This window comes from Rhodococcus spongiicola (assembly GCF_004011835.1).
Taxonomy (GTDB): Bacteria; Actinomycetota; Actinomycetes; order Mycobacteriales; family Mycobacteriaceae; genus Prescottella; species Prescottella spongiicola.
Genome location: NZ_RKLN01000001.1, coordinates 580,957 through 600,642 on the forward strand (window position 1 = coordinate 580,957; position 19,686 = coordinate 600,642).

Annotated in this window: 16 protein-coding genes, 1 tRNA gene and 1 pseudogene; 12 read left to right on the forward strand and 6 right to left on the reverse strand. The window is 65.9% G+C overall.

All coding sequences use genetic code 11. The features are described 5' to 3' along the window. Positions 1 to 790: 790 nt before the first annotated feature. Genes EF834_RS02705 through EF834_RS02715 form a run of 3 tightly spaced genes read right to left on the reverse strand, consistent with a single transcriptional unit; the run spans position 791 to position 3,742 of the window. Positions 791 to 1,687: a universal stress protein gene (locus EF834_RS02705; RefSeq protein WP_127945525.1), complete on the reverse strand. Its 897-nt coding sequence runs from the start codon at positions 1,685 to 1,687 to the stop codon at positions 791 to 793. A 36-nt stretch (positions 1,688 to 1,723) separates the two neighbouring features. After that, positions 1,724 to 2,764: an LLM class F420-dependent oxidoreductase gene (locus EF834_RS02710; protein ID WP_127945527.1), complete on the reverse strand. Its 1,041-nt coding sequence runs from the start codon at positions 2,762 to 2,764 to the stop codon at positions 1,724 to 1,726. Positions 2,765 to 2,815: 51 nt separating this feature from the next. Then, positions 2,816 to 3,742 carry a universal stress protein gene (locus EF834_RS02715; RefSeq protein WP_127946049.1) on the reverse strand — a complete coding sequence of 309 codons (927 nt, stop codon included), beginning with the start codon at positions 3,740 to 3,742 and terminating at the stop codon, positions 2,816 to 2,818. Positions 3,743 to 3,990: 248 nt separating this feature from the next. On the opposite strand from EF834_RS02715, the gene EF834_RS02720 reads away from it, so the two are divergent. The 7 genes and pseudogenes from EF834_RS02720 to EF834_RS02750 all read left to right on the forward strand — a co-directional run. After that, entirely contained in the window at positions 3,991 to 4,455 is a 465-nt protein-coding gene (locus EF834_RS02720) for an RrF2 family transcriptional regulator (RefSeq protein WP_127945529.1), read from the forward strand. Between the two features lie 41 nt (positions 4,456 to 4,496). Continuing rightward, positions 4,497 to 5,720, forward strand: a complete 1,224-nt coding sequence (locus EF834_RS02725) for a globin domain-containing protein (RefSeq protein WP_127945531.1) — start codon at positions 4,497 to 4,499, stop codon at positions 5,718 to 5,720. 107 nt (positions 5,721 to 5,827) lie between these two features. Next, positions 5,828 to 6,850: a Dyp-type peroxidase gene (locus EF834_RS02730; protein ID WP_127945533.1), complete on the forward strand. Its 1,023-nt coding sequence runs from the start codon at positions 5,828 to 5,830 to the stop codon at positions 6,848 to 6,850. After that, on the forward strand, positions 6,847 to 7,644 hold the full coding sequence (locus EF834_RS02735; protein WP_127945535.1) for a family 1 encapsulin nanocompartment shell protein: 798 nt from the start codon (positions 6,847 to 6,849) through the stop codon (positions 7,642 to 7,644). Before EF834_RS02730 ends, EF834_RS02735 begins: the two co-directional genes overlap by 4 nt. A gap of 95 nt (positions 7,645 to 7,739) precedes the next feature. Then, positions 7,740 to 7,812, forward strand: a tRNA-Arg gene (locus EF834_RS02740). Positions 7,813 to 8,533: 721 nt separating this feature from the next. Next, positions 8,534 to 9,400, forward strand: a complete 867-nt coding sequence (locus EF834_RS02745) for a YncE family protein (RefSeq protein WP_127945537.1) — start codon at positions 8,534 to 8,536, stop codon at positions 9,398 to 9,400. Positions 9,401 to 9,563: 163 nt separating this feature from the next. Further along, positions 9,564 to 9,707, forward strand: a pseudogene (locus EF834_RS02750) (IS30 family transposase); the annotation flags it as partial. Between the two features lie 119 nt (positions 9,708 to 9,826). Here EF834_RS02750 and EF834_RS18705 read toward each other — a convergent pair. Beyond that, positions 9,827 to 10,915: a YVTN family beta-propeller repeat protein gene (locus EF834_RS18705; protein WP_206615160.1), complete on the reverse strand. Its 1,089-nt coding sequence runs from the start codon at positions 10,913 to 10,915 to the stop codon at positions 9,827 to 9,829. Positions 10,916 to 11,384: 469 nt separating this feature from the next. On the opposite strand from EF834_RS18705, the gene EF834_RS02765 reads away from it, so the two are divergent. The 5 genes from EF834_RS02765 (at position 11,385) to EF834_RS02785 (ending at position 15,984) form a co-directional block, all read left to right on the forward strand. Then, positions 11,385 to 12,104: a hypothetical protein gene (locus EF834_RS02765; RefSeq protein ID WP_127945539.1), complete on the forward strand. Its 720-nt coding sequence runs from the start codon at positions 11,385 to 11,387 to the stop codon at positions 12,102 to 12,104. A 210-nt stretch (positions 12,105 to 12,314) separates the two neighbouring features. Next, complete coding sequence (locus EF834_RS02770; RefSeq protein ID WP_127945541.1) at positions 12,315 to 13,535, forward strand: PucR family transcriptional regulator; 1,221 nt, start codon at positions 12,315 to 12,317, stop codon at positions 13,533 to 13,535. 199 nt (positions 13,536 to 13,734) lie between these two features. Then, a complete protein-coding gene (locus tag EF834_RS02775) occupies positions 13,735 to 14,547 on the forward strand; it encodes a class II aldolase/adducin family protein (protein WP_127945543.1) in 813 nt (270 codons plus the stop codon). 59 nt (positions 14,548 to 14,606) lie between these two features. Next, entirely contained in the window at positions 14,607 to 15,269 is a 663-nt protein-coding gene (locus tag EF834_RS02780; protein ID WP_127945545.1) for a TetR/AcrR family transcriptional regulator, read from the forward strand. Beyond that, entirely contained in the window at positions 15,256 to 15,984 is a 729-nt protein-coding gene (locus EF834_RS02785) for an HD domain-containing protein (protein WP_127945547.1), read from the forward strand. Before EF834_RS02780 ends, EF834_RS02785 begins: the two co-directional genes overlap by 14 nt. Positions 15,985 to 16,032: 48 nt before the next feature. Here EF834_RS02785 and EF834_RS02790 read toward each other — a convergent pair whose 3' ends face one another. Further along, complete coding sequence (locus EF834_RS02790; protein WP_127945549.1) at positions 16,033 to 18,270, reverse strand: ATP-dependent DNA ligase; 2,238 nt, start codon at positions 18,268 to 18,270, stop codon at positions 16,033 to 16,035. A gap of 81 nt (positions 18,271 to 18,351) precedes the next feature. Further along, positions 18,352 to 19,680: a PucR family transcriptional regulator gene (locus EF834_RS02795; protein WP_127945551.1), complete on the reverse strand. Its 1,329-nt coding sequence runs from the start codon at positions 19,678 to 19,680 to the stop codon at positions 18,352 to 18,354. Between the last annotated feature and the right edge of the window lie 6 nt (positions 19,681 to 19,686).

The following is a 19,686-nucleotide window of genomic DNA, read 5'->3' on the forward strand; positions in this document are numbered from 1 at the left end:
TCTGATACCGATTCGATCACAAGATCACCGAACTCCGGCCCTCGACAGTTCGTCGCGATACCGCGAAGCAGGCTGGTGATCGCTTCGTCCATCTCGATGGACGGTGATCCTCTCCGAGTGCCCTCGATCGTGAGCCGTCCTCCGCCGGAGACCATCACGGCGTCGTCCCGCAGGATGGTCGGACGACCACCCCCGCTACCCGCCAGGTCGAGCTGGTCGGCCAAATCCGTGACCAGTTGCGCAGCCTGTGCCGGAGTCAACCTCGTGAACGCGAGCAGCATCGGGAGTGCGATACCGGCAGAGCCGCCACCCGAGTCGTCGTCGTTCGGTTCAGACGGTTCTGGTCCAGCTGAGGGCTCACTGCTGCTCCCGTGGACTCCCAAGGCTGCTTCGTTCATCGCGCATCCTCGAAACGATCGGCCTCCCGCAGCGTGACACCGAACCGAAGCGGGTGGGCGGTGGACTGGTATGTGCTTATTCCTGTCGAAATCCATTGCGCCTGCGCGAATCCACCCGACTCCGATCCGTATCACGGAGAAGAGAAGACGCGAAGACGAAAAAGTCTCGGGGACAGGGCCGGTGAGCAGGGGAGGAACCGGACACATTGCCCCCCAAAGTTCCTCCGAAAGTGCCTCCGAAAGTGCCTCCGAAACTTCTTCGGTCCACCCTCGCAGCATTTCCCGTTCTGTCAGACTCGATCGAGAGGTCGAGATCGAAGCGACACCTGACCGAAACGACGCCGGGACCGCGCGGTGAGCCGCGCGGTCCCGGAAAGTACGGATCTAGGGAACTAGGTGCCGGGCGGCACGATCAGCACCGGGCAGTCCGCGGTGTGCAGCATCGCCCGGCTGGTCGAACCCAGCAGCATCCCCCTGAAGCCGCCGCGCCCACGGGTGCCGACGACGATCAACTGGGCCTGCTCGGCGTACTCACTGAGGACGCGCACCGGCCGGTCGCGCGCGACGACCCGTTCGACGGTGACATCGGGGTAGCGCTCCTTCCATCCGGCGAGCCGCTCGGACAGCACCACTTCCTCCCCGGTCTGGATGCGGCTCCATTGCGGGTCGTCGGGGGTGGCACCGAGGGACGGCTGGACGCTCACATCGCTCCACACGTTGACCGCGATGAGATTTGCGCCCCGGATCGCCGCCTCCTCGAAGGCGGCCCCGACCGCCGGCTTGCACGACTCGGAGCCGTCGACACCCACGACGATCGGCCCCTCCGTCGGCGGGAGGCCGTCGAGGGTCCGACCGCGGACCACCGTGACGCGGCACTCGGCGTGCGCAGCTACCGCCGCAGTGACGGACCCGACGACGAGTCCGGCGATCTCTCCGTGTCCGTGCGACCCAAGCACCACCATCCAGGCCTGCTTCGACAGGTCGATCAGGGTTGGGGCGGGACGGCCATCGATCTGTTCGGTGGTGATGTCGATGGAACCGATGTCCTCGGCGGTCTGCCGAGCGAGCACCTGCGCGCTGTCGAGACGCGAGCGTGCCGTGTCGCGTAGCTCGTCCTGAAAACTCCGGGCCAGGTACGGCTCGGAGTAATAGAACGCGGGGATGTGCACGGCGGTGACGATGTGCAGGCGACGCTGGTGGACGGCGGCGGCGCGGGATGCCCACACCACCGCGTTCGAGGCCGCTTCGGACCCGTCGACAGCAACGACGATCGCTTCGGTTGCGCTCATGGATTCGGCTTCTCCTTCACACGCGCCCGGTAGTCGTCAGTCAACGATCGCGCGCAGCTTCTCGACCTGCGCGACCCGGCCGGCCCGGTCTGCGGCCAGCGGGGCCACGGTCAGCGTCGTCACCCCGGCCGCCTCGAACGCGGCGACCCGCTCCTTGACGAAGCTCTCGGTGCCGATGAGCGATACCGCCCGCACGAGTTCATCGGGAACCGCCGCCGTGGCTTCCTCCTTCTTTCCGGCGAGGTAGAGGTCCTGGATCTTCTCGGCCTCCTCCTCGTAGCCGTACCGGCAGGCGAGGTCGTTGTAGAAGTTCTTGCCCTTGGCACCCATTCCGCCGATGTACAGCGCGAGATGAGGCTTGATCCACTGCAGCATCGGCTCGACATCGTCTCCGATCGCCAGCGCTGGACCTGCGTAGATGTTCAGCTCACCCAGGCTCGGGTCCCGCTTGGCCTTGCCGGCTGCGAGCGCCTCGCCCCACACCGACTCCGCCTTCTCCGGGTGGAAGAAGATCGGCTCCCAGCCCTCGGCAATCTCCGCAGTGAGCGCAACGTTCTTGGGGCCGAGCGAGGCAATGACGACCGGAATTTGTTCGCGCACAGGGTGGTTGATCAGCTTGAGTGGCTTGCCCAGCCCGGTGCCCTGATCGGCGGGCAGCGGGATCTTGTAGTACTTGCCGTCGTACTGGACCTTCTCCCGACGCCACACCTGGCGGCAGATGTCGACCAACTCGCGGGTGCGGCCGAGAGGGGCGTCGTACTTGACGCCGTGGAACCCCTCGATCACCTGCGGGCCCGATGCCCCGATGCCCATCACGAATCGACCGTTGGAGACGTAGTCGAGGCCCGCCGCCGTCATCGCGGTCAGGCTCGGGGTGCGGGTGTAGATCTGGAAGATGCCGGAGGCCAGTTGGATCGTCGAGGTCTTGGCCGCGAGGTAGCCGAGGGCACTGACGGCGTCGAACGAATACGCCTCGGGGACGAAGATGATGTCCAGGCCTGCCCGTTCGAGATCCGCGACTTCTTCGCTAGCCTCCGCGAATCCTCCGCTGTAGTTCAAAGCCATACCGATGCGCACTGCTGCGACCCCATTCCGTGTTCCAAGTAACGGACGTTACGACACAGGACTCTACGACCGCTCGGGCCGCACCACCATCACAGGGCACTTCGCCTTCTGCACCAGCTCGTTGCTCGTCGACCCGAGCAGCAGTCCACGGAACCCGCCCCGACCACGGCTGCCGACGACCACGAGCTGCGCCTTCTGCGACCACGCGAGCAGATGGGTGCGCGGCCCGTCGATGTACAGCTCGCGGCGGACCTCGACGTCCGGGTACCGCTCACTCCATCCCGCGAGACGCTCGGCGAGCTCCACCTGCTGTGCATCCTCGAAGGCCCTCGGGTCAACGATCGCGCTGCGCCCGCCGGCGAGCGTGCCGTGCGGGGTGTCGCTCCACGCGTGGATCGCCACCAGCGGGACACCACGCTGCGCCGCCTCGTCGAACGCCACCGCGGTGGCGCGCTCGCTCGTGGGGCTGCCGTCGATCCCGACGACGACGGGACCGTCGCTGGGAACCTCGCCGTTGCGCTGGTGGACCACGACCACGGGGCACACGCCGTGGCTGGCGGCGTTCACCGCGGTCGAGCCGATGCCACCCGCCGCACCGCTCCCCGATGCCCCGAGTACGAGTGCCCGCGAATCCTCGGAGAGCGACACGAGCCAGCGAGCACCGCCGAGGGTGGAGATCTCGGTGGAGATGTCGAGGTCGGGCGACACCTCGCGCGCCGCGGCGGCTGCGCGGGCCAGGATCTCCTTGCCTTCGTCCTCCATCCAGTCGAAGATGCCGGCCACGTCGAGATAGGGCGCTCCGTAGGTATAGGACGAAAAGTTCAGGGCGTGGATGATCCGCAACGACAGGTTGCGGTCCGCGCACATCCGCGCAGCCCAGACGACGGCCGCCTGTGCGGCGTCCGACCCGTCGACCCCGACCACGACCGCGTTCGCGTCCCGTGCGGCCGACGGTTCCTTGACTCTGTACTCCATGCCCTCCGAGGTCATCCCGCTCACCCTCTCCCGTGTACCCGAAATCGGTGCGGCAGTCGTGGTCGATCCCTTGATCGGGCCGATCGCAGTGCCACCCTCGACGTTAGTCACTCGCGCGGGGGTACGTGGGGATCAGTCAGTCCCGCACTGCTCAGGACCAAAGTCCCTGCCGCCGAGGCCCAAGGTCGGGACCTGCGGTCGGCGGGCGCGAGCCCGGTCACATTTAATTGGAATCGCATTTACCAGTTTTTACTGTCGGGTTCATGCAGTTGACGCAGTTCACCGACCTGGGCCTGCGGATCGTCATGCGCCTGGCGGCCGGGTCCGCCACCGACGCAGGATCGGCACCCAGCACTCGCGTGATCGCGCAGCAGCTCGCCGTGTCATACACCCATGCCACGAAAGTTGTTGCGCGACTGGGTGAACTCGGCATCGTCACCACCCGCCGGGGCCGCGGCGGCGGACTGGCCATCACGGAGTTGGGCCGGACGGCGGCGCTCGGCTGGCTGACGCGACAGCTCGAGGGCGACGCCGAGGTCGTCACGTGCGAGGGCGACAACCCTTGCCCGCTGCGCCACGGCTGCCGACTCCGCTCCGCCCTGCGCGACGCCCAGAACGCCTTCTACGACGCCCTGGACGCCCTGACGGTCCAGGACCTCACCACCGCTGGATCGTCCCCCGAGAACGTGCTGCTGACGCTCACCGCGCCGACAGCGAACAAGCCCTGAGTACCCGTAAGACCGCAGCACCCGACCGACAGGAGAATCCGATGCTCACCGAGGCCTCGAAGGAAATCGTCCGCGCGACGCTGCCCGTTGTGGGAGCGGCGATCGGCGACATCACGCCGCTGTTCTACCGCAAGATGTTCGCAGCCCACCCGGAACTCGAGCGCGACCTGTTCAACCGTGGCAACCAGCGTCAGGGTGAGCAGCAGAAGGCGCTGGCCGGGGCCATCGCCGCGTTCGCGACACTGCAATCGGAACCCGACCAGGCGCGCGTCGACGCGATCCTGTCCCGTATCGCCCACAAGCACGCCTCGCTGGGCATCACCGCGGACCAGTACGAGATCGTCCACAAGTACCTGTTCGAGGCGATCGTCGAGATCCTCGGCGAGGCCGTGACGCCGGAGGTCGCGTCCGCCTGGGACGAGGTCTACTGGCTGATGGCCGAGACCCTCATCTCGATGGAGGCCCGACTCTACGAGCAGGCCGGCGTCGAGGCCGGTGACGTGTGGCACCCCGTTCGGGTGGTGCGCCGGACCCTCGAATCGACCGACACCGCCTCGTTCACGCTTGCCGCGAAGGACGGGTCCGCGTTGCCGACGTTCGCACCGGGCCAGTACATTTCGGTCGCCGTGCATCTACCCGACGGAGCCCGACAGATCCGTCAGTACAGCCTCGCGTGTGGCCCCACCGACGACGAGTGGCGGATCACCATCAAGCGGATCACTGCCCACACCCTGCCCGACGGCTCCACCGCTCCGGCCGGTGAAGTGTCGAACTTCCTGTACGACAACGTCTTCGAGGGCGACGAGTTGACCGTGTCGCTCCCCTTCGGTGATCTGGTCCTGCCGGAGGACGATGCACCGCTGCTGCTGATCTCGGCCGGGATCGGTTGCACGCCGATGATCGGCATGCTCGAGCACCTCGCCTCGACCGACGACAAGCGCAGCGTGTCGGTGCTGCACGCGGATCGCTCCGCGGCACACCATGCACACCGCGCCGAACTCACCGAACTGGTCGAACGGCTGCCATCCGGCATCATGCACCGTTGGTACGAGGACCTGGGTGCGCGCGAGGCCTTCGCCAGGACCCGGCTGGGTCGCGCCGATCTGGCCGACGTCACCCTGGAGCCCGGCACCCGCGCCTTCCTGTGCGGTCCGCTGCCGTTCATGCTCGCGATGAAGAAGTCTCTCATCGCGCGTGACGTGCCCGCCGAGAACATCCACTACGAGGTGTTCGGCCCGGACAGCTGGTCCGGCACGTCCGCATAGACACCGCAAAACGGAACCCGGGTCGTCGGCGACTCACGTCGTCAGGCCCGGGTTCTTGGGAGACCAGGTTCCCGGGCGACCGGGGCGAGAGTGTTCTAGCGTGAGGTGTGGCCCGACCGCAGTTGATTTTGACCCCGCTGACCCCGGCGGCGATCTTCCTCGTGCTCACCATCGACGAGGGTGGAGAGAACGCCACCCGAGAACTGATCGCGGACATCGACGGCCTGCGCAAGTCCGTCGGATTCCGGGTGCCCGACTCGGGACTGGTGTGCGTCACCTCCATCGGTTCGTCCGCGTGGGACCGATTGTTCGACGGCCCCCGGCCCGCCGAGCTGCACGCTTTCGTCGAACTGGACGGTGGCCGGCATCGAGCTCCGGCGACCGACGGTGATCTCCTGTTCCACATCCGCGCTGCATCGATGGATCTGTGCTTCGAACTGGCCTCGAAGATCGTCGGACGGCTGCGCGGCGCGGCGACCGTCGTGGACGAGACGCACGGGTTCCGATACTTCGAACAGCGTGACCTGCTCGGGTTCGTCGACGGCACCGAGAACCCCGAGGGCGTCGAGGCGGCCGAGGCGGTTCTGGTGGGTGACGAGGACCCCGCGTTCGTCGGCGGCAGCTACGTGATCGTGCAGAAGTACCTGCACGACATGGACTCCTGGAACGCGATCTCCACCGAGGAGCAGGAGCGCGTCATCGGCCGCACCAAGCTCGACGACATCGAACTGGACGACGACGTCAAGCCGTCGAACTCGCATGTCGCGCTGAACACCCTCACCGGCGACGACGGAGCCGGACGCCAGATCGTGCGCGTCAACATGCCGTTCGGCAATCTCGGCGACGGCGAGTTCGGCACCTACTTCATCGGGTACGCGGCCACACCCTCCGTCACCGAGGAGATGCTGCGCAACATGTTCATCGGCAAACCCGAGGGCAACACCGACCGCATCCTGGACTTCTCCACGGCCGTCACCGGCGGCCTGTTCTTCACCCCCGCCGTCGAGTTCCTCGACGAACTCCCACCTGCGCCGGGTACCCGGCAGATAGGTACCGAAGACACGAGCCCGTCCTCTGCCGTCGACGGATCGCTCGGAATCGGCAGTTTGAGAAGGAGTTCCACGCGATGAACAACCTCTACCGCGGTCTCGCCCCCATCACCGACGCCGCCTGGACGTCGATCGAGGAGGAGGCGACCCGAACCTTCAAGCGGCACATCGCAGGACGCACCGTCGTCGACGTCTCGGGCCCGCACGGCAACGACTTCTCCGCGGCGGGGTTGGGACGCACCACCGCAATCGACGCTCCGGCGGCCGGCGTGCAGGCGCGCCAACGTCGGGTGGCCCCACTCGTGGAGTTGCGGGTGCCGTTCACGCTGTCGCGCGAGGAGATCGACAACGTCGAGCGTGGCGCGCAGGACGCCGACTGGGATGCAGTGAAGGAGGCCGCGAAGAGGATCGCATTCGCCGAGGACCGCGCGATCTTCGAGGGCTACGCCGCCGCGGGTATCGAGGGGATTCGTGCGAGTTCGTCGAATCCGCCGCTGCGTCTGCCCGAGGACGTTCGTGACGTACCCGAGGCGATCAGCCAGGCCCTGTCCGGGCTCCGTCTGGCCGGCGTCGACGGACCGTACTCGGTGCTGCTGAGCGCCGAGGCGTACACACAGGTCAGTGAGACGTCCGACCACGGCTACCCGATCCGCGAGCACATCCGGCGTCTCGTCGACGGCGACATCATCTGGGCCCCTGCGATCGACGGCGCGTTCGTGCTCACGACCCGCGGCGGCGACTTCGACCTGCAGATCGGCCAGGATCTGTCGATCGGCTACCTGTCACACGAAGCGGAACGCGTCGAACTGTACTTCCAGGAGTCGTTGACATTCCTCACCTACACCGGAGAGGCATCTGTAGCCCTGACTCGGTGATCGGAGGCGTGGCTCGCACTACCGGTTCAGCGCGTAGGCCCCCCGACCGCTACACTCCCTAACTGCGGTTCGGCGCGAAACAGGTCGCCCGCCCCGCCCTCGTAGCTCAGGGGATAGAGCACGGCTCTCCTAAAGCCGGTGTCGCAGGTTCGAATCCTGCCGGGGGCACAGATCCAGCAACATTCCACGCATCAAGAACCATCTTGACCAGCTGGAATCCAGTTCCGGACCAATCCCGATGGCGAGTGATCGGGCGTTTTGGGACTCAGCCACCCGACCCGCCTCGCCGTACCGATTGCGGCGGGGATTCGTCGTGGTAGCGGCTCTTCGCGAGCTCCCAGTGCTCGGAGTCGATGGGCTCGCGTAGTTGAGGGCGTCTTCATTGCAGCCTTCGACTCGAATCACGGCCGCTCTGATCGGGTCCACGCCTGTCGTTCTCGAGATCACCGACGAACTGTTGACCGGGTCGTTGGGGTCGCTCGGGTCGTCGGGGTGGCTCGGGTTCTCGGGGGTGGCCGGGTCAGTGGGGTCGGCCGGGTCCTCGGGGTCGTAGGTCCAGAGCCGATGAAATGCCCCTGCCCGACGAGGGTGGGGCGTTTGTCGTCCTGCCGGAGGGGACCGTCCGCGCCTAGTGACTGCACCCGGTGAATCGAGTCACTTCGGATGAATGGCCCGAACTGCGCCGGCGTATCCCGTAAAGTCCCCACCCTCACAGGAAGACAGTCCGTTTCAATCTTTCGGCGCTCTGCACGGCGCGCCCGTCGAGATGCAAGTACCGCCTGCCTCCCCCATTGGTCGAAGGATCCCGATCGCATTGCCTCACAACACCATTGACCTGTCCCGCCTCGGAGGTAACCCAAGTTCGGGGCTCCGCACCCGACGTCGGCGCATGGCAGGGCTCGTCGCCGCCCTTGCGACGGGGCTCATGCTCACGGCCGGCCCGCTCGCGCACTCCGACACCGTCAAGACCACAATCCCGGTGGACGTCAGTCCGATCGGGGCGGCTATCGCCCCCGACGGCAACCGCGCCTACGTCGCCAACATGGGCGACGACACCGTGTCGGTCATCGACACCTCCACCAACACCGAGACCACCACCATCGACGTCGGCAACGGTCCACGCGCTGTGGCGTTCACCCCCGACGGCACCCGCGCCTACGTCACCAACCAAAACGACAACTCCGTGTCGGTGATCGACACCGTTGCCAACACCGTCACCATCACCATCAACGTCGGCGGCGCCCCGGAAGGGGTGACGATTACCCCCGACGGGACCCGCGCCTACGTCACCAACTATCTGGGCAACACCGTGTCGATGATCGACACCGCCACCAACACGTTCACCACGATCGACGTCGGCAACGGTCCGCGCGCGGCGGCGATCACCTCCGACGGCACCCACGCCTACGTCACCAACCAGCACGACAGCTCGGTGTCGGTCCTCGAGATCGACACGGCCCCGACCTTGACCGGCACACCCCCGGCTGGGGCCGTCGGACAGCCCTACGAGTACGCCTTCACCCTCACCGGGCAGCCCGCCCCCACCACCACGGTTACCGCCGGCGCACTGCCCGGCGGATTGACCCTCAGTGCTGATGGCGTGCTGTCCGGAACCCCCACCACCGCAGGACACTTCGCATTCTTCATCGCAGCCACCAACGACGTCGGTGGCGACGCCTCCATACCCGTCGTCCTCGACATCGCCGACACAACGTCGACCGGGCCCTTCGGGTCCCTCGGGTCCTTGGGATCGTAGGTCCTGAGACGACGACACGCCGCCACCAGACCGGCGGGTTCACGGTCGCCGCAACACTCTCGATGTGGGAGGTTGCGGCGACCGTGTCGTTTTCGGAGGACTGTGTTCGGTTCGGTGATCGGTCGGCGAGGTTGGTCGATTCCGGGGTGCCGGTGAAGGATGCCTCCGCAGGGACTTCCCGGACGACGAGAGCATGCGGGTGAGCCACGAGACGCCCTACCAGGCGCTGTACTTTCAGGCCCGCGGCGGCCTCAAACGGGAAGTTCAGCAAGCGCTTCGGACGGGCCGGGTGCGGCGCACACCGCGGCGCGGCGCGGATCGGCGCACCCACCCGCAAAACACTCGACTGGGAAACCCCAGCCGAGCGTCTGCGTGATCTACTGACCGCCTAGAACCAGACAGTGCTGCAACGACCCCTGGAAACCGTCAGCTACCGGCGCTGCCCGTCGATCCGGCGCCGGCACCGGCACCCGCGAACGAGCCCGCACCCGCCGAACCGGAGCTGCCCGCCGACCCGGCACCGGCGAACGGCCCTGCGAACGAGCCGGTGTCGATGCACAACGAGCCCAGGCACTTCTCGACGGCGATCACCGACACCGTGTCGTCAGCGTTGTTGGTGACGTAGACGCGGGTCCCGTGCGGGTTCACCGCCACCCGGATCGGTTGGTCCCCGACTGTGATGGTGTCGACGACCGTGTTGGTGGAGGTGTCGATCACATCCACCGTGTCGTCACCGAAGTTGGTGACGTAGACGCGGGACCCGTCCCGGTTTACCGCCACCCCTGCCGGTTGGGTCCCGACCGTGATGGTGTCGACGACCGTGTTGGTGGAGGTGTCGATCACATCCACCGTGCCGTCACCGAAGTTGGTGACGTAGACGCGGGACCCGTCCCGGTTGACCGCCACCCCGTTCGCGCTCCCGACCGCGATGGTGTCGATGACCGTGTTGGTGGAGGTATCGATCACCGACACCGTGTTGTCAGCATTGTTGGCGACGTAGACGCGGGACCCGCCCCGGTTGACCGCCACCCCGAACGGGTCGTTTCCGACCGTGATGGTGTCGATCACCGTATTGGTGAAGGCGTTGATCACCGACACCGTGTCGTCGTTGGCGTTGGCGACGTAGACGCGGGATCCGTCCCGGTTCACCGCCACCCCGAACGGGGCGTCCCCGACCGTGATGGTGTCGATCACCGTGTTGGTGAAGGTGTCGATCACCGATACCGAATCGTCGGACCGGTTGGTGACGTAGGCGCGGGTTCCGAGCGGGTTCACCGCTACTATGAACGGTTGGTCCCCGGCTGTGATGGTGTCGATCACCGTGTTGGTGAAGGCGTTGATCACCGACACCGTGTCGTCGTTGGCGTTGGGGACGTAGACGCGGGTCCCGAGCGGGGAGACTGCTACCCCGACCGGGGCGTCCCCGACCGTGATGGTGTCGATGACGGTGTCCGCCACCGCGGCCCCCGCCCCGATCCCGGCCATTCCCAGCGCCATCGCGGAAGTAGCGGTCATCCCGAACACCAGGCGGGCTGTGCGCCCCCCGACTGTGCGGTGACTTCGAAAACCACTGAGCCGATTCACATTTTTCTCCTACACCAGAGGAATAAAACGGACAGGCCATGCAGTTACACAAACCCGGCGGCCGAATACGACCACCAGCCGAAAGGAGGCTAACAACAACAATCCAGATCAGACCGCGGAATCACCGAAAGGCCGCATCACCGAAAGGCCGCACAATAACCAAGACATCAGCAATCGGCGCCGCTGCGGCGTCGCAATCCTCATGCGCCGGTGATCATCGACGCGGCCGTATTGCCCCCTATGTTCTTATCGACCGGGAGACCCCGGCCGATCGTCTGCGTGATCTACTTACCGTCTAAACCAGGCGGTGTTGTAACGACCCCCCGGCATCCGCCCTCAGGGTGGGGGCGTTCTCGTGCGCGGGGTAGGCACGGAACAGGACGCGTGGTTTGATCCCGGTATGAAACGGACAGTTGGAACGCGCAGCATCACGGCGGTCGGGATCCTCGCTATATGCACAGTCGGGCTCTCCGCATGCGCCGGCGCCGACACCGCCGACACCGACGGCAACTCGGTCTCCATCTCGAAGGCCGCAGCAGCCCCTCGCCCTGCCACGTACACGCTGAGCGAGATCGGCGATTACGGATACACGGCGACCGTCTCCACCGCCGACACCGACTCGATCGGCGCGGCCTGGACCATGATCCGCGGCCAACTCCTCGACACCAAACCCGACGGCGCATACTTCGTCAACTTCACCTGCGCCGACCCTGCACCCGGTAAGGATCCCCTTCTGGGCACCGCCAAGGTCGCGGTCGGACAGCTCGGCGCCACGCAGACCGGGATCGACGCCGGCAAGGGCTCGATCGACTACGTGCCAGGCGCCCGGTGCGGCGAGGACCCCGGCTACCAGTCCCAGGTCGATCGCAACGCCCCCCTCGACGCCGATGCGGTCAACGACCTCTGCCGCGAGTTCATCGAAGAGAAGTACGTCGTCCAGCAGCTACCCGTCGACATCGCCAACGAACGCACCGAGCAGAACTCCGACGGCAAGTGGACCGCTACCGGAACCTCTCAGGGCGCAAGCAAATACGGAGCCGAAACCGCGACGATCACCTACACCTGCACCGTCTCCAACACGACCGGCGCACTGTCCAGCAACGTCGAGTTCACCACGTAGCAGTGGTCATCGCGGACCGACTCCATGTGCGATGTCGTTCTGGGCACGCAGGCCATTCGATGGTGAGGGATTGACAACTGTCCGAAACCGATATCAGATGATCCGAAGCGTTGCTTCGACCCGAGAAGCGGTTGTGGGTTGATTGCTGGTCGCGTGGCGTTGCGCATACGTTTCCCTGTCGCGCGCCACCACCTACCGAGGAGTGGGGTGTTGCCGACGCACGACTTGCAGGAGTTGGTCGATCACCTAGCTGCGCGGTTGCAACGATCCGTCACGGTCACCGACCCGGATATTCGAATCCTTGCCACTAGCGCGCACTACGGAGACGAGGACGAGGCCCGGGTTCGGGCAGTGTTGGCTCGGGTTGCGCTACCCGAGGTCTATCGACACATCCATTCCTTCGAGGTCCGAAGTTGGAGCGAACCCGGTACCGTTTCTGCCGCACCGGAGTTGGGCTTCGAGCAGCGATTCGTGATCCCGATCCGGCAAGGCCGAACCCTGCTGGCCCTGCTCATGGTCATCGATCGGACCGAGAGCGGCCTCACCGATGTCGAACTGAATGCGGCGATGCAGACGACTCGAGCGATAGTCGGCATTCTCGATCGCGACCAGGCAGGCCAACAGCAACGGCGGGCACAACGCTCCAAGCTCCTCTCCGACCTTCTCAGTGATCACGATGCCGCGCGAGAGCAGGCTCGCTCGCAAGCAGCCCACATCATGGGCGGTCCAGTCGAGCAAGCCGTGGTCATGACGATGAAGATCGGCAGCGCGAGCCTCTACGGCACTGAGGTTGACCTCGAGGTCGATGCCGGGCTGGCAAACGCGGAGCTGAGGGAGGGCTCTCGGCTGGCGCACGTGTACGAGGGCGGAGTTGCGACGATTTGCTCGGTCACCGAACAGCCACCAGGCAAGGACCGCATTCTCGAGCAAGGAAGACACATCCTGGACTCGGTGAGTTCCCTTCTCGACGAGAGTTCCTGCTGCACAATGGGATTGTGCGATACCCCGACACAGCTGAGTATGATGCGTACGGCGCAGAAGAATTCACGACTGGCCGCCGAGGCTGCAACGCTGCTCCCCCAGTTCCGACCGTTGGCGACGTATTCCGATCTCGGGGTGTTTTCCGTCCTCTTGCGGCTACAGCGCGAGGATCTCGGAGAGGTAGTTCCGTCAAATCTGCGCCGACTTCTCGAGAATGACTCTCACGGTGTGCTCGGCGAGACACTGACGCTGTACCTAGCCTCGGGCGGATCGATACCTGTTACCGCCCAACGCCTTAGGTTGCACCGCACGTCGCTCTACTACCGCCTGAACCAGATCGAGACGCAGCTCGAGATGAGCCTCCACGATGGCGAGGTACGCCAACTTCTCCACCTCGGTCTCAAGGCAATGGAACTACTCGACGCCTACACCCGCTTGCAAGACAACTGAGCGGAACGGCTGCCCAGGTGATCGACTCCACAGCCGACGCGGAAACCGCTCGACGAGCGCATTACTACGAACCGTGAAAGTAGCAGCCTCATCTCGCGACAAAGCGCGGTTGTACGCTACGCCCCTCACGCCGACGATTGCGTTAGGCATCCAAGACAGGTTGCGAGCGCGACATCTACTCGCCGAAAGGAGAGACGCCATGACCGACACGGCGCAGCGCCAATCCATCTACCAACCCGTGCAACCGGGGCTGAACTTCCCTGAGCTACCAACGTTCAAATCTGCGGAAGAAGATCGCAAGCATCGAAAAGAACGTCTCGCGGCAGCGTGCCGCGCTTTCGACAAGTTCGGCTTCAGCTACGGAACTGGCGGTCACCTTACAGTCCGCGATCCGGAAGACCCTGATCTCTATTGGACGAATCCATTCGCCGTGCCGTTCGCGCACGTCAAGGTGTCAAACCTGATCCTTGTCGATCACAGCGGCAGGGTCGTGGAAGGCAACTATGCCGCGAATCGCGCCGGCTTCGTCCTGCACTCGGCAATACATGAGGCGAATCCCGACATCGTGGCGTCCTGCCATGCCCACACGGTTCACGGGGCGGCCTGGGCCGCCATGGGGCGGCTGCTACCACCCAATACACAGGATGTCTGTGTGTTCTTCGAGCACCACGCCGTCATCGAGGAAGAAGCCGGCGCGATCGTCGTCGAAGTCGATGCGGGAAAGGCTGTCGGTTCGAGGTTCGGCAACAACAAGGCCGTCATCCACCAGAACCACGGGCTGTTCTCGGCCGGAACACACAGCATTGACGAAGCGGCCTGGTGGTTCATCGCCCTGGAGCATGCCTGCCGGGTGCAGCTGTTGATCGAGGCGTCGGCAACGCCGCCGAAGCCGGTCGCACCGGAGGCGGCGCGGCACACCCGCCACCACTTCGGTACCCCGTACATGGGGTGGCTCAACTTTCAGCCCATCTACGAGAGCCTTGTCCACGACCAGCCCGATCTGTTGACCTGACGGGCACTTGCGAAAGTGAAACTAGACTGCGGTTCTGAAATTGGACTACGGTTTTGCTCATGGACTCCCTACTCGACAGCGACCGCGACCGGCGGCGGCGGCGCACCCGCACATCGGTGCTCGATGCTGCCGAGGCCCTGTTCACCGAACGCGGGTACCGCCAAACCTCGGTAGAGGACCTCGCGAAGGCTGCGGACGTTGCCGTGACCTCGGTCTATGGCAACTTCGCCGGCGGCAAGGCGGAGGTCTACGCAGTGCTGGGATGCCGGACCGCGCGTGACCATGCGGCCCGGATGGCGGAGGTCGTCGACGCCGCACCGGACGGCGCGGCCGCTGCCCGCGCGGCACTGGCCGAATACATCCGGTTCCATCGGGACTGCCCCCTGGCCTTCCGCCTCCTCGGCTTGACCGACATCGCCGACACGGCATCAGGGCACGAATCGAGCGGGGCCGACGTGGCCGGGCGGGCGCGGGCAGAGATCGCGACCCGTCTCGGTGGTGTGGTCGACCACGTTGTGCGGCGGGTGTCGCGATCGACGGGCGACGAGGACGACGCCCGGACGGCTGTCCTGCTCGGGTGGGCATCCGTCAACGGCATCCTGAGCCTGCTTCAACAGAACCTGATCGACGAGAAGACTGCCGACAACCTGCTGGGCGCGGCCGTCGAAGCCTCCCTGTCCCGCCTGGCGCAGACCGATTGGAGCGACATTGCAACCCGGTGAGAAGACTCGGCAACCCGGTGAGAAGAGCCGCGGCGAACGAGTCCGCCTCGGCGCCCGCGCACTGTTGAACGCCACCCTCGAAGTCCCGCGGGCCACGCTCGGCCCCCGTGTCGGCACCGATCGACCGCTCACTACCGCGCCCGCCACGCCCGTCTGCGTCGAGGCCGACGAGCTGGCGAAGCAGACGCTCACGCCCGCCATCTACGAGCACAGTCGACGCTGCTGGCAATGGGCTTGTGCGCTGGCCGATATCGACGAGATCACCCCTGACGCGGAAGCGCTGTTCGTCGCCTGCATGCTCCACGACATCGAACTCGGAACCAAAGAGCCCGGCGTCGGGTGCTTCGTCACCGCCAGCGGCGCGGTCGCCGCCGGGCACTGTCGCGATGCCGGTCGTCCGGAACTGGCTGATCTGGTCGAGCCCGCCATCCTCGGGCACTTCGATCCCACCCCTGGCCCGGCGCCCGAGCAGCGTGCACTCCACGACGCAGCGCACCTCGACGTCGTCGGGTACCGGCTTCGCGAGCTCACCCGAACCTTCGTCACCCACGTACTCGACGCCCATCCACGCGACGGGTTCCCGCAGGAGTTCCTCGCTGCCATGCGGACCGAGGCACGCCTACGGCCTCGTTCGGTCGCTGCCACCATGTATCGATCGGGGCTTGCACTGCCGCTACGCCTCAACCCACTCGATGGGCGCGGTTCACAAGCTTGAGGGCCTCGAGACCGCACTCATCCGAGGGTCGCCCAGAAACTTTGTGGTTCAGCCGGACTCGTCGCGGACGTCGTCAGGTGACTTGTCCTCACGCAGCCCCCGCCAGCTCGGATGTCGGAGCCGACCGCTGTCGGTGCGGTCCCGGAACCGGACCTCCCCGACGATCTTCGGTGTCACCCACACGGTCTCGCGTCCGCTGACCGCGGGTACGTCACCGATGAAGGGGCTGGTCCTGCGTTCGAGCGGGGCCAGCACCGCGCCCACACGGTCGAGTTCGCGCTCACTGAATCCGGCGCCGACACGGCCGATGTAGCGGAGACCACCGTCGCCTGGCACCCCCAGCAGCAACGAGCCGAACCGCCCACTTCGTGCGCCGTATCCACTGACCCAGCCACCGATGACGGCCTCCTGGGTGTGCCAGTTCTTGGTCTTGATCCACGCCGACCCCCGCCTGCCGGGCAAATAGATCGAGTCACGGCGCTTTGCGACGATGCCCTCGAGGTCACGGCTGCGTTCGACGACGTCTTGGGCCGAGCCCGTCAGCTGCGGCGGGACGACGAGCCCGTCCACCGCCGCCGCGAGCGCATCGAGCACCTGCCGACGGTCGTCGTAACGCTTGCGTAGCAACGACACACCGTCCAGGTACAGGATGTCGAAGGGCCAGAACACCGGCGCTCCTCCAGCCTGCAGGCCCGTGAAACTCGTGTGTCCGGCTTCGTCGAGGCTGACCACCTCACCGTCGAGCACCATCCGGTGCCCGTCGAGGGTGGTCGCCAAGGTCTGCAACGCCGGGTACCGGTCGGTCACATCGTTGCCGGCGCGGCCCCGCAGGGTGATCCTCTCGCCGTCGAACTCGACGATCAGCCGGACTCCGTCCCACTTGCCCTCGAAGGCCCACTCGGCGGGATCGAGGCCGTCGATGCTCCCGGCGGTGGCGAGCATCGGCCGCAACGCGCGCGGCAACTCTCCGCCGTTTCCGCCGTCCTTCATCCGGTGCATCAGCCACTGGTCGCCGTCGGTCCGGATGAGCGCGAACTGTCCCTCGACGCGCTGACCGAACAGACGAACGATCACCTCGTCATCGAGCCACTTGATCGGCTCGTAAGTGCCTGCATCCCAGATGCTCACGGTTCCACCACCGTACTCACCCTTTGGTATCGATCCCGAGAACGTCGCGTACTCGAGGGGATGGTCCTCGGTCTGCACGGCCAGTCGGTTCTCCTCGGGAGAAGTCGGAACACCGCGCGGCACGGCCCACGAGACCATCACACCGCCACGTTCGAGCCGGAAGTCGTAGTGCAGACGCCTGGCGTGGTGTTCCTGGATAACGAACGAATTCCCTTCACCCCCTTCGGCTTCCGTTCGTGGCATCGGTTCCGGGGTGCGCGCGGGATCACGCTTGCGCCGGTACTCGGTCAGGGTGTCCATCTTCGCGTCGAGATCGGCGAGCAGATCACCCATCCGCCGGTAGCGTTCGAGGACCTCGTCGAACCGCAGATGGCGCAGCAGCGGATCCTCGAGTTCCTGCCACGTGCGGGGCGCGGCGACGGTCGGCGCGGCGCGACCGCGCATCGAGTAGGGCGCGATCGTGGTCTTGGCGGGATTGTTCTGGCTCCAGTCCAGGAACACCTTTCGGTCCCGCACCGACTTCGACATCGTCGCCGTCACGAGATCGGGATGGAGTTGTTCGAGACTGGTGGCGACCTTGCGCGCCACGGTCGACGCACCACCGGGGGCGAGCGTGCGGTCGAGCGACACGTAGACGTGAATCCCCTTGCTACCGCTCGTGACCGGGTATGCGGTCCACCCGAGCGTCGCGACGAGATCCCGCACCGCAATTGCCACCCGCGCGCACTCGAGCAGGCCGACACCCTCGCCGGGGTCCAGGTCGAAGACCAACCGGGTCACCGGCCCCGGCTCGCCATCGACGAATCGCCATTGCGGTACATGCACTTCCAGCGCAGCCTGCTGCCCGATCCACGCGAGAGCGGCCGCGGAGTCGATGATGGGATAGCGGACGGTGCGGTCCTTGTGGTGAACGGCGTGGCTCGTGAGCCACTTCGGCGCCGACGCCGCGAGGTTCTTCTCGAAGAACGACGGCGCATCCACCCCGTTCGGCCAACGCTTACGGGTGACCGGACGGTCGACGACATGCGGAAGCATGGCGGGTGCGATCGCGGTGTAGTAATCGATCACCTCGCCCTTCGTGGTACCCGTGGCCGGGTACAGCACCTTGTCCAACCTGCTCACAGCCACGCGACGGCCGTCGATCGTCCGTGTGGGCATGCGGGCACCTCCCCTGGACCGACACCCTGTACGCACATTGTGCGCCGTCGACTCACCCGCGGCACGGAACTGCGCTATTACTCAAGCGTCGGAGGTCCGGAGGATCGTCGGCCCGAGGAACCTGCACACCTCCAGGGCAAGCGCCAGATCGAGCTTGCTGTGGTCGGCCAGACCCGTCTCCGGGTCCCCCAGAGTCTTGTTGATGCGGTACTTGACCGTGTTGCGGTGGACCTGCAACTGCTGCGCGGTGTGCAGGTGACTCTCGCCGGCATCGAGGTAGGTGCTCAGGGTGGTGCGCAGTGTGGCCGCCTGATCGGTGTCCTCGGCGAGTGAGCCGAGCACCTGCCACACCCACGCACGCGTCGACTCGAGATTCTCGGCGAGGAGCGCGACCGCGGCGACGCCGGGGTCACCGAAACTCACGATCGGGCGCACCGGTGCATGGGAGACACTCGTGACCGCGTGGGCCGCCAGGGCCTGCTCGTGGGACCTACGAAACCCATCGATGCCGACACCGGGAAGACCGAGCACGGCTCGAATGGCGCTACCCGCAGGCAGCTCGATCGTGAGGGCGGCGGTGTCTACACACGGCCATCGGTCTCCGAACGGCAGCCACGCCCAGACCGTGCTGCGATCTATGGCGCTGGTGATCGGCGAACCGTCCGTCCCCAACTGCTGGGCCATCGACCGCGCGAACCGACAATGGCAGGCCACGACGTCATCACCGCAGCGCGGGGACCACAGGATTACTGCGATGTGCGTCTGGTCGAGACGATAGCCGGTCTCCGCTTCGAAAACCTTCGTAGAGGTTCCCGCTCCCGTTAGCAGATTGCAGATCGCCGAGGAATGAACACTGCCGTGAGCTTCGATCCACCTCCGACGTTCCTGCTCGTAGGCGTCGAACACGTAGATGGTGATCCAATCGACGTAGCTGTAGAGCACATCAGAAACGTGTTCGAGCACCGCCATCGCCTGGCTGCCCGGCAACCCCAACGCCTCGACTTCGCAGTAGCACGCCTTCATCAGGGCTTCCTGCCACATGTGATACGCCCGAACCAGCCAGTGTGAGGGCATGTCACGTTGCGCCAGACGCAGCGCGTACTCCACCGCCGCGGTGGTCGGCTGCATGTGATCGACGGAGACGTCGTTGGCCAACACGCCCAGGATCGTCGACATGTTGCCGTGCGCGCACGCTTCGCCCAGCTCGAACAGCTGCGGATCCTCGTCGAGTTCGTCGATCTTCCGCGTGAGCGTCGCGGTCATCGAGCGGATTACCTGCGACTTTCGGGCGTCGATCCGGCGGGCGATGACACCGGCCGCCTCGAGGACGGCGTCATCCGCGGAAGCCGGGACACTCGCGAGCCGACGCCGCGCCACCGCTTCTGCATCCCCGGAGACGGCACCGCTCATGTCCCA

What these genes read in the sequence shown, in the direction of transcription:
- EF834_RS02705 (WP_127945525.1), bottom strand. Translation starts at nt 1,687, where the DNA reads ATGAGCGCAACCGAAGCGATCGTCGTTGCTGTCGACGGGTCCGAAGCG.
- EF834_RS02795 (WP_127945551.1), bottom strand. Translation starts at nt 19,680, where the DNA reads ATGAGCGGTGCCGTCTCCGGGGATGCAGAAGCGGTGGCGCGGCGTCGG.
- EF834_RS02725 (WP_127945531.1), top strand. Translation starts at nt 4,497, where the DNA reads ATGCTCACCGAGGCCTCGAAGGAAATCGTCCGCGCGACGCTGCCCGTT.
- EF834_RS02745 (WP_127945537.1), top strand. Translation starts at nt 8,534, where the DNA reads ATGGCAGGGCTCGTCGCCGCCCTTGCGACGGGGCTCATGCTCACGGCC.
- EF834_RS02790 (WP_127945549.1), bottom strand. Translation starts at nt 18,270, where the DNA reads ATGCCCACACGGACGATCGACGGCCGTCGCGTGGCTGTGAGCAGGTTG.
- EF834_RS18705 (WP_206615160.1), bottom strand. Translation starts at nt 10,915, where the DNA reads ATGACCGCTACTTCCGCGATGGCGCTGGGAATGGCCGGGATCGGGGCG.
- EF834_RS02715 (WP_127946049.1), bottom strand. Translation starts at nt 3,742, where the DNA reads ATGACCTCGGAGGGCATGGAGTACAGAGTCAAGGAACCGTCGGCCGCA.
- EF834_RS02765 (WP_127945539.1), top strand. Translation starts at nt 11,385, where the DNA reads ATGAAACGGACAGTTGGAACGCGCAGCATCACGGCGGTCGGGATCCTC.
- EF834_RS02775 (WP_127945543.1), top strand. Translation starts at nt 13,735, where the DNA reads ATGACCGACACGGCGCAGCGCCAATCCATCTACCAACCCGTGCAACCG.
- EF834_RS02720 (WP_127945529.1), top strand. Translation starts at nt 3,991, where the DNA reads ATGCAGTTGACGCAGTTCACCGACCTGGGCCTGCGGATCGTCATGCGC.
- EF834_RS02735 (WP_127945535.1), top strand. Translation starts at nt 6,847, where the DNA reads ATGAACAACCTCTACCGCGGTCTCGCCCCCATCACCGACGCCGCCTGG.
- EF834_RS02780 (WP_127945545.1), top strand. Translation starts at nt 14,607, where the DNA reads ATGGACTCCCTACTCGACAGCGACCGCGACCGGCGGCGGCGGCGCACC.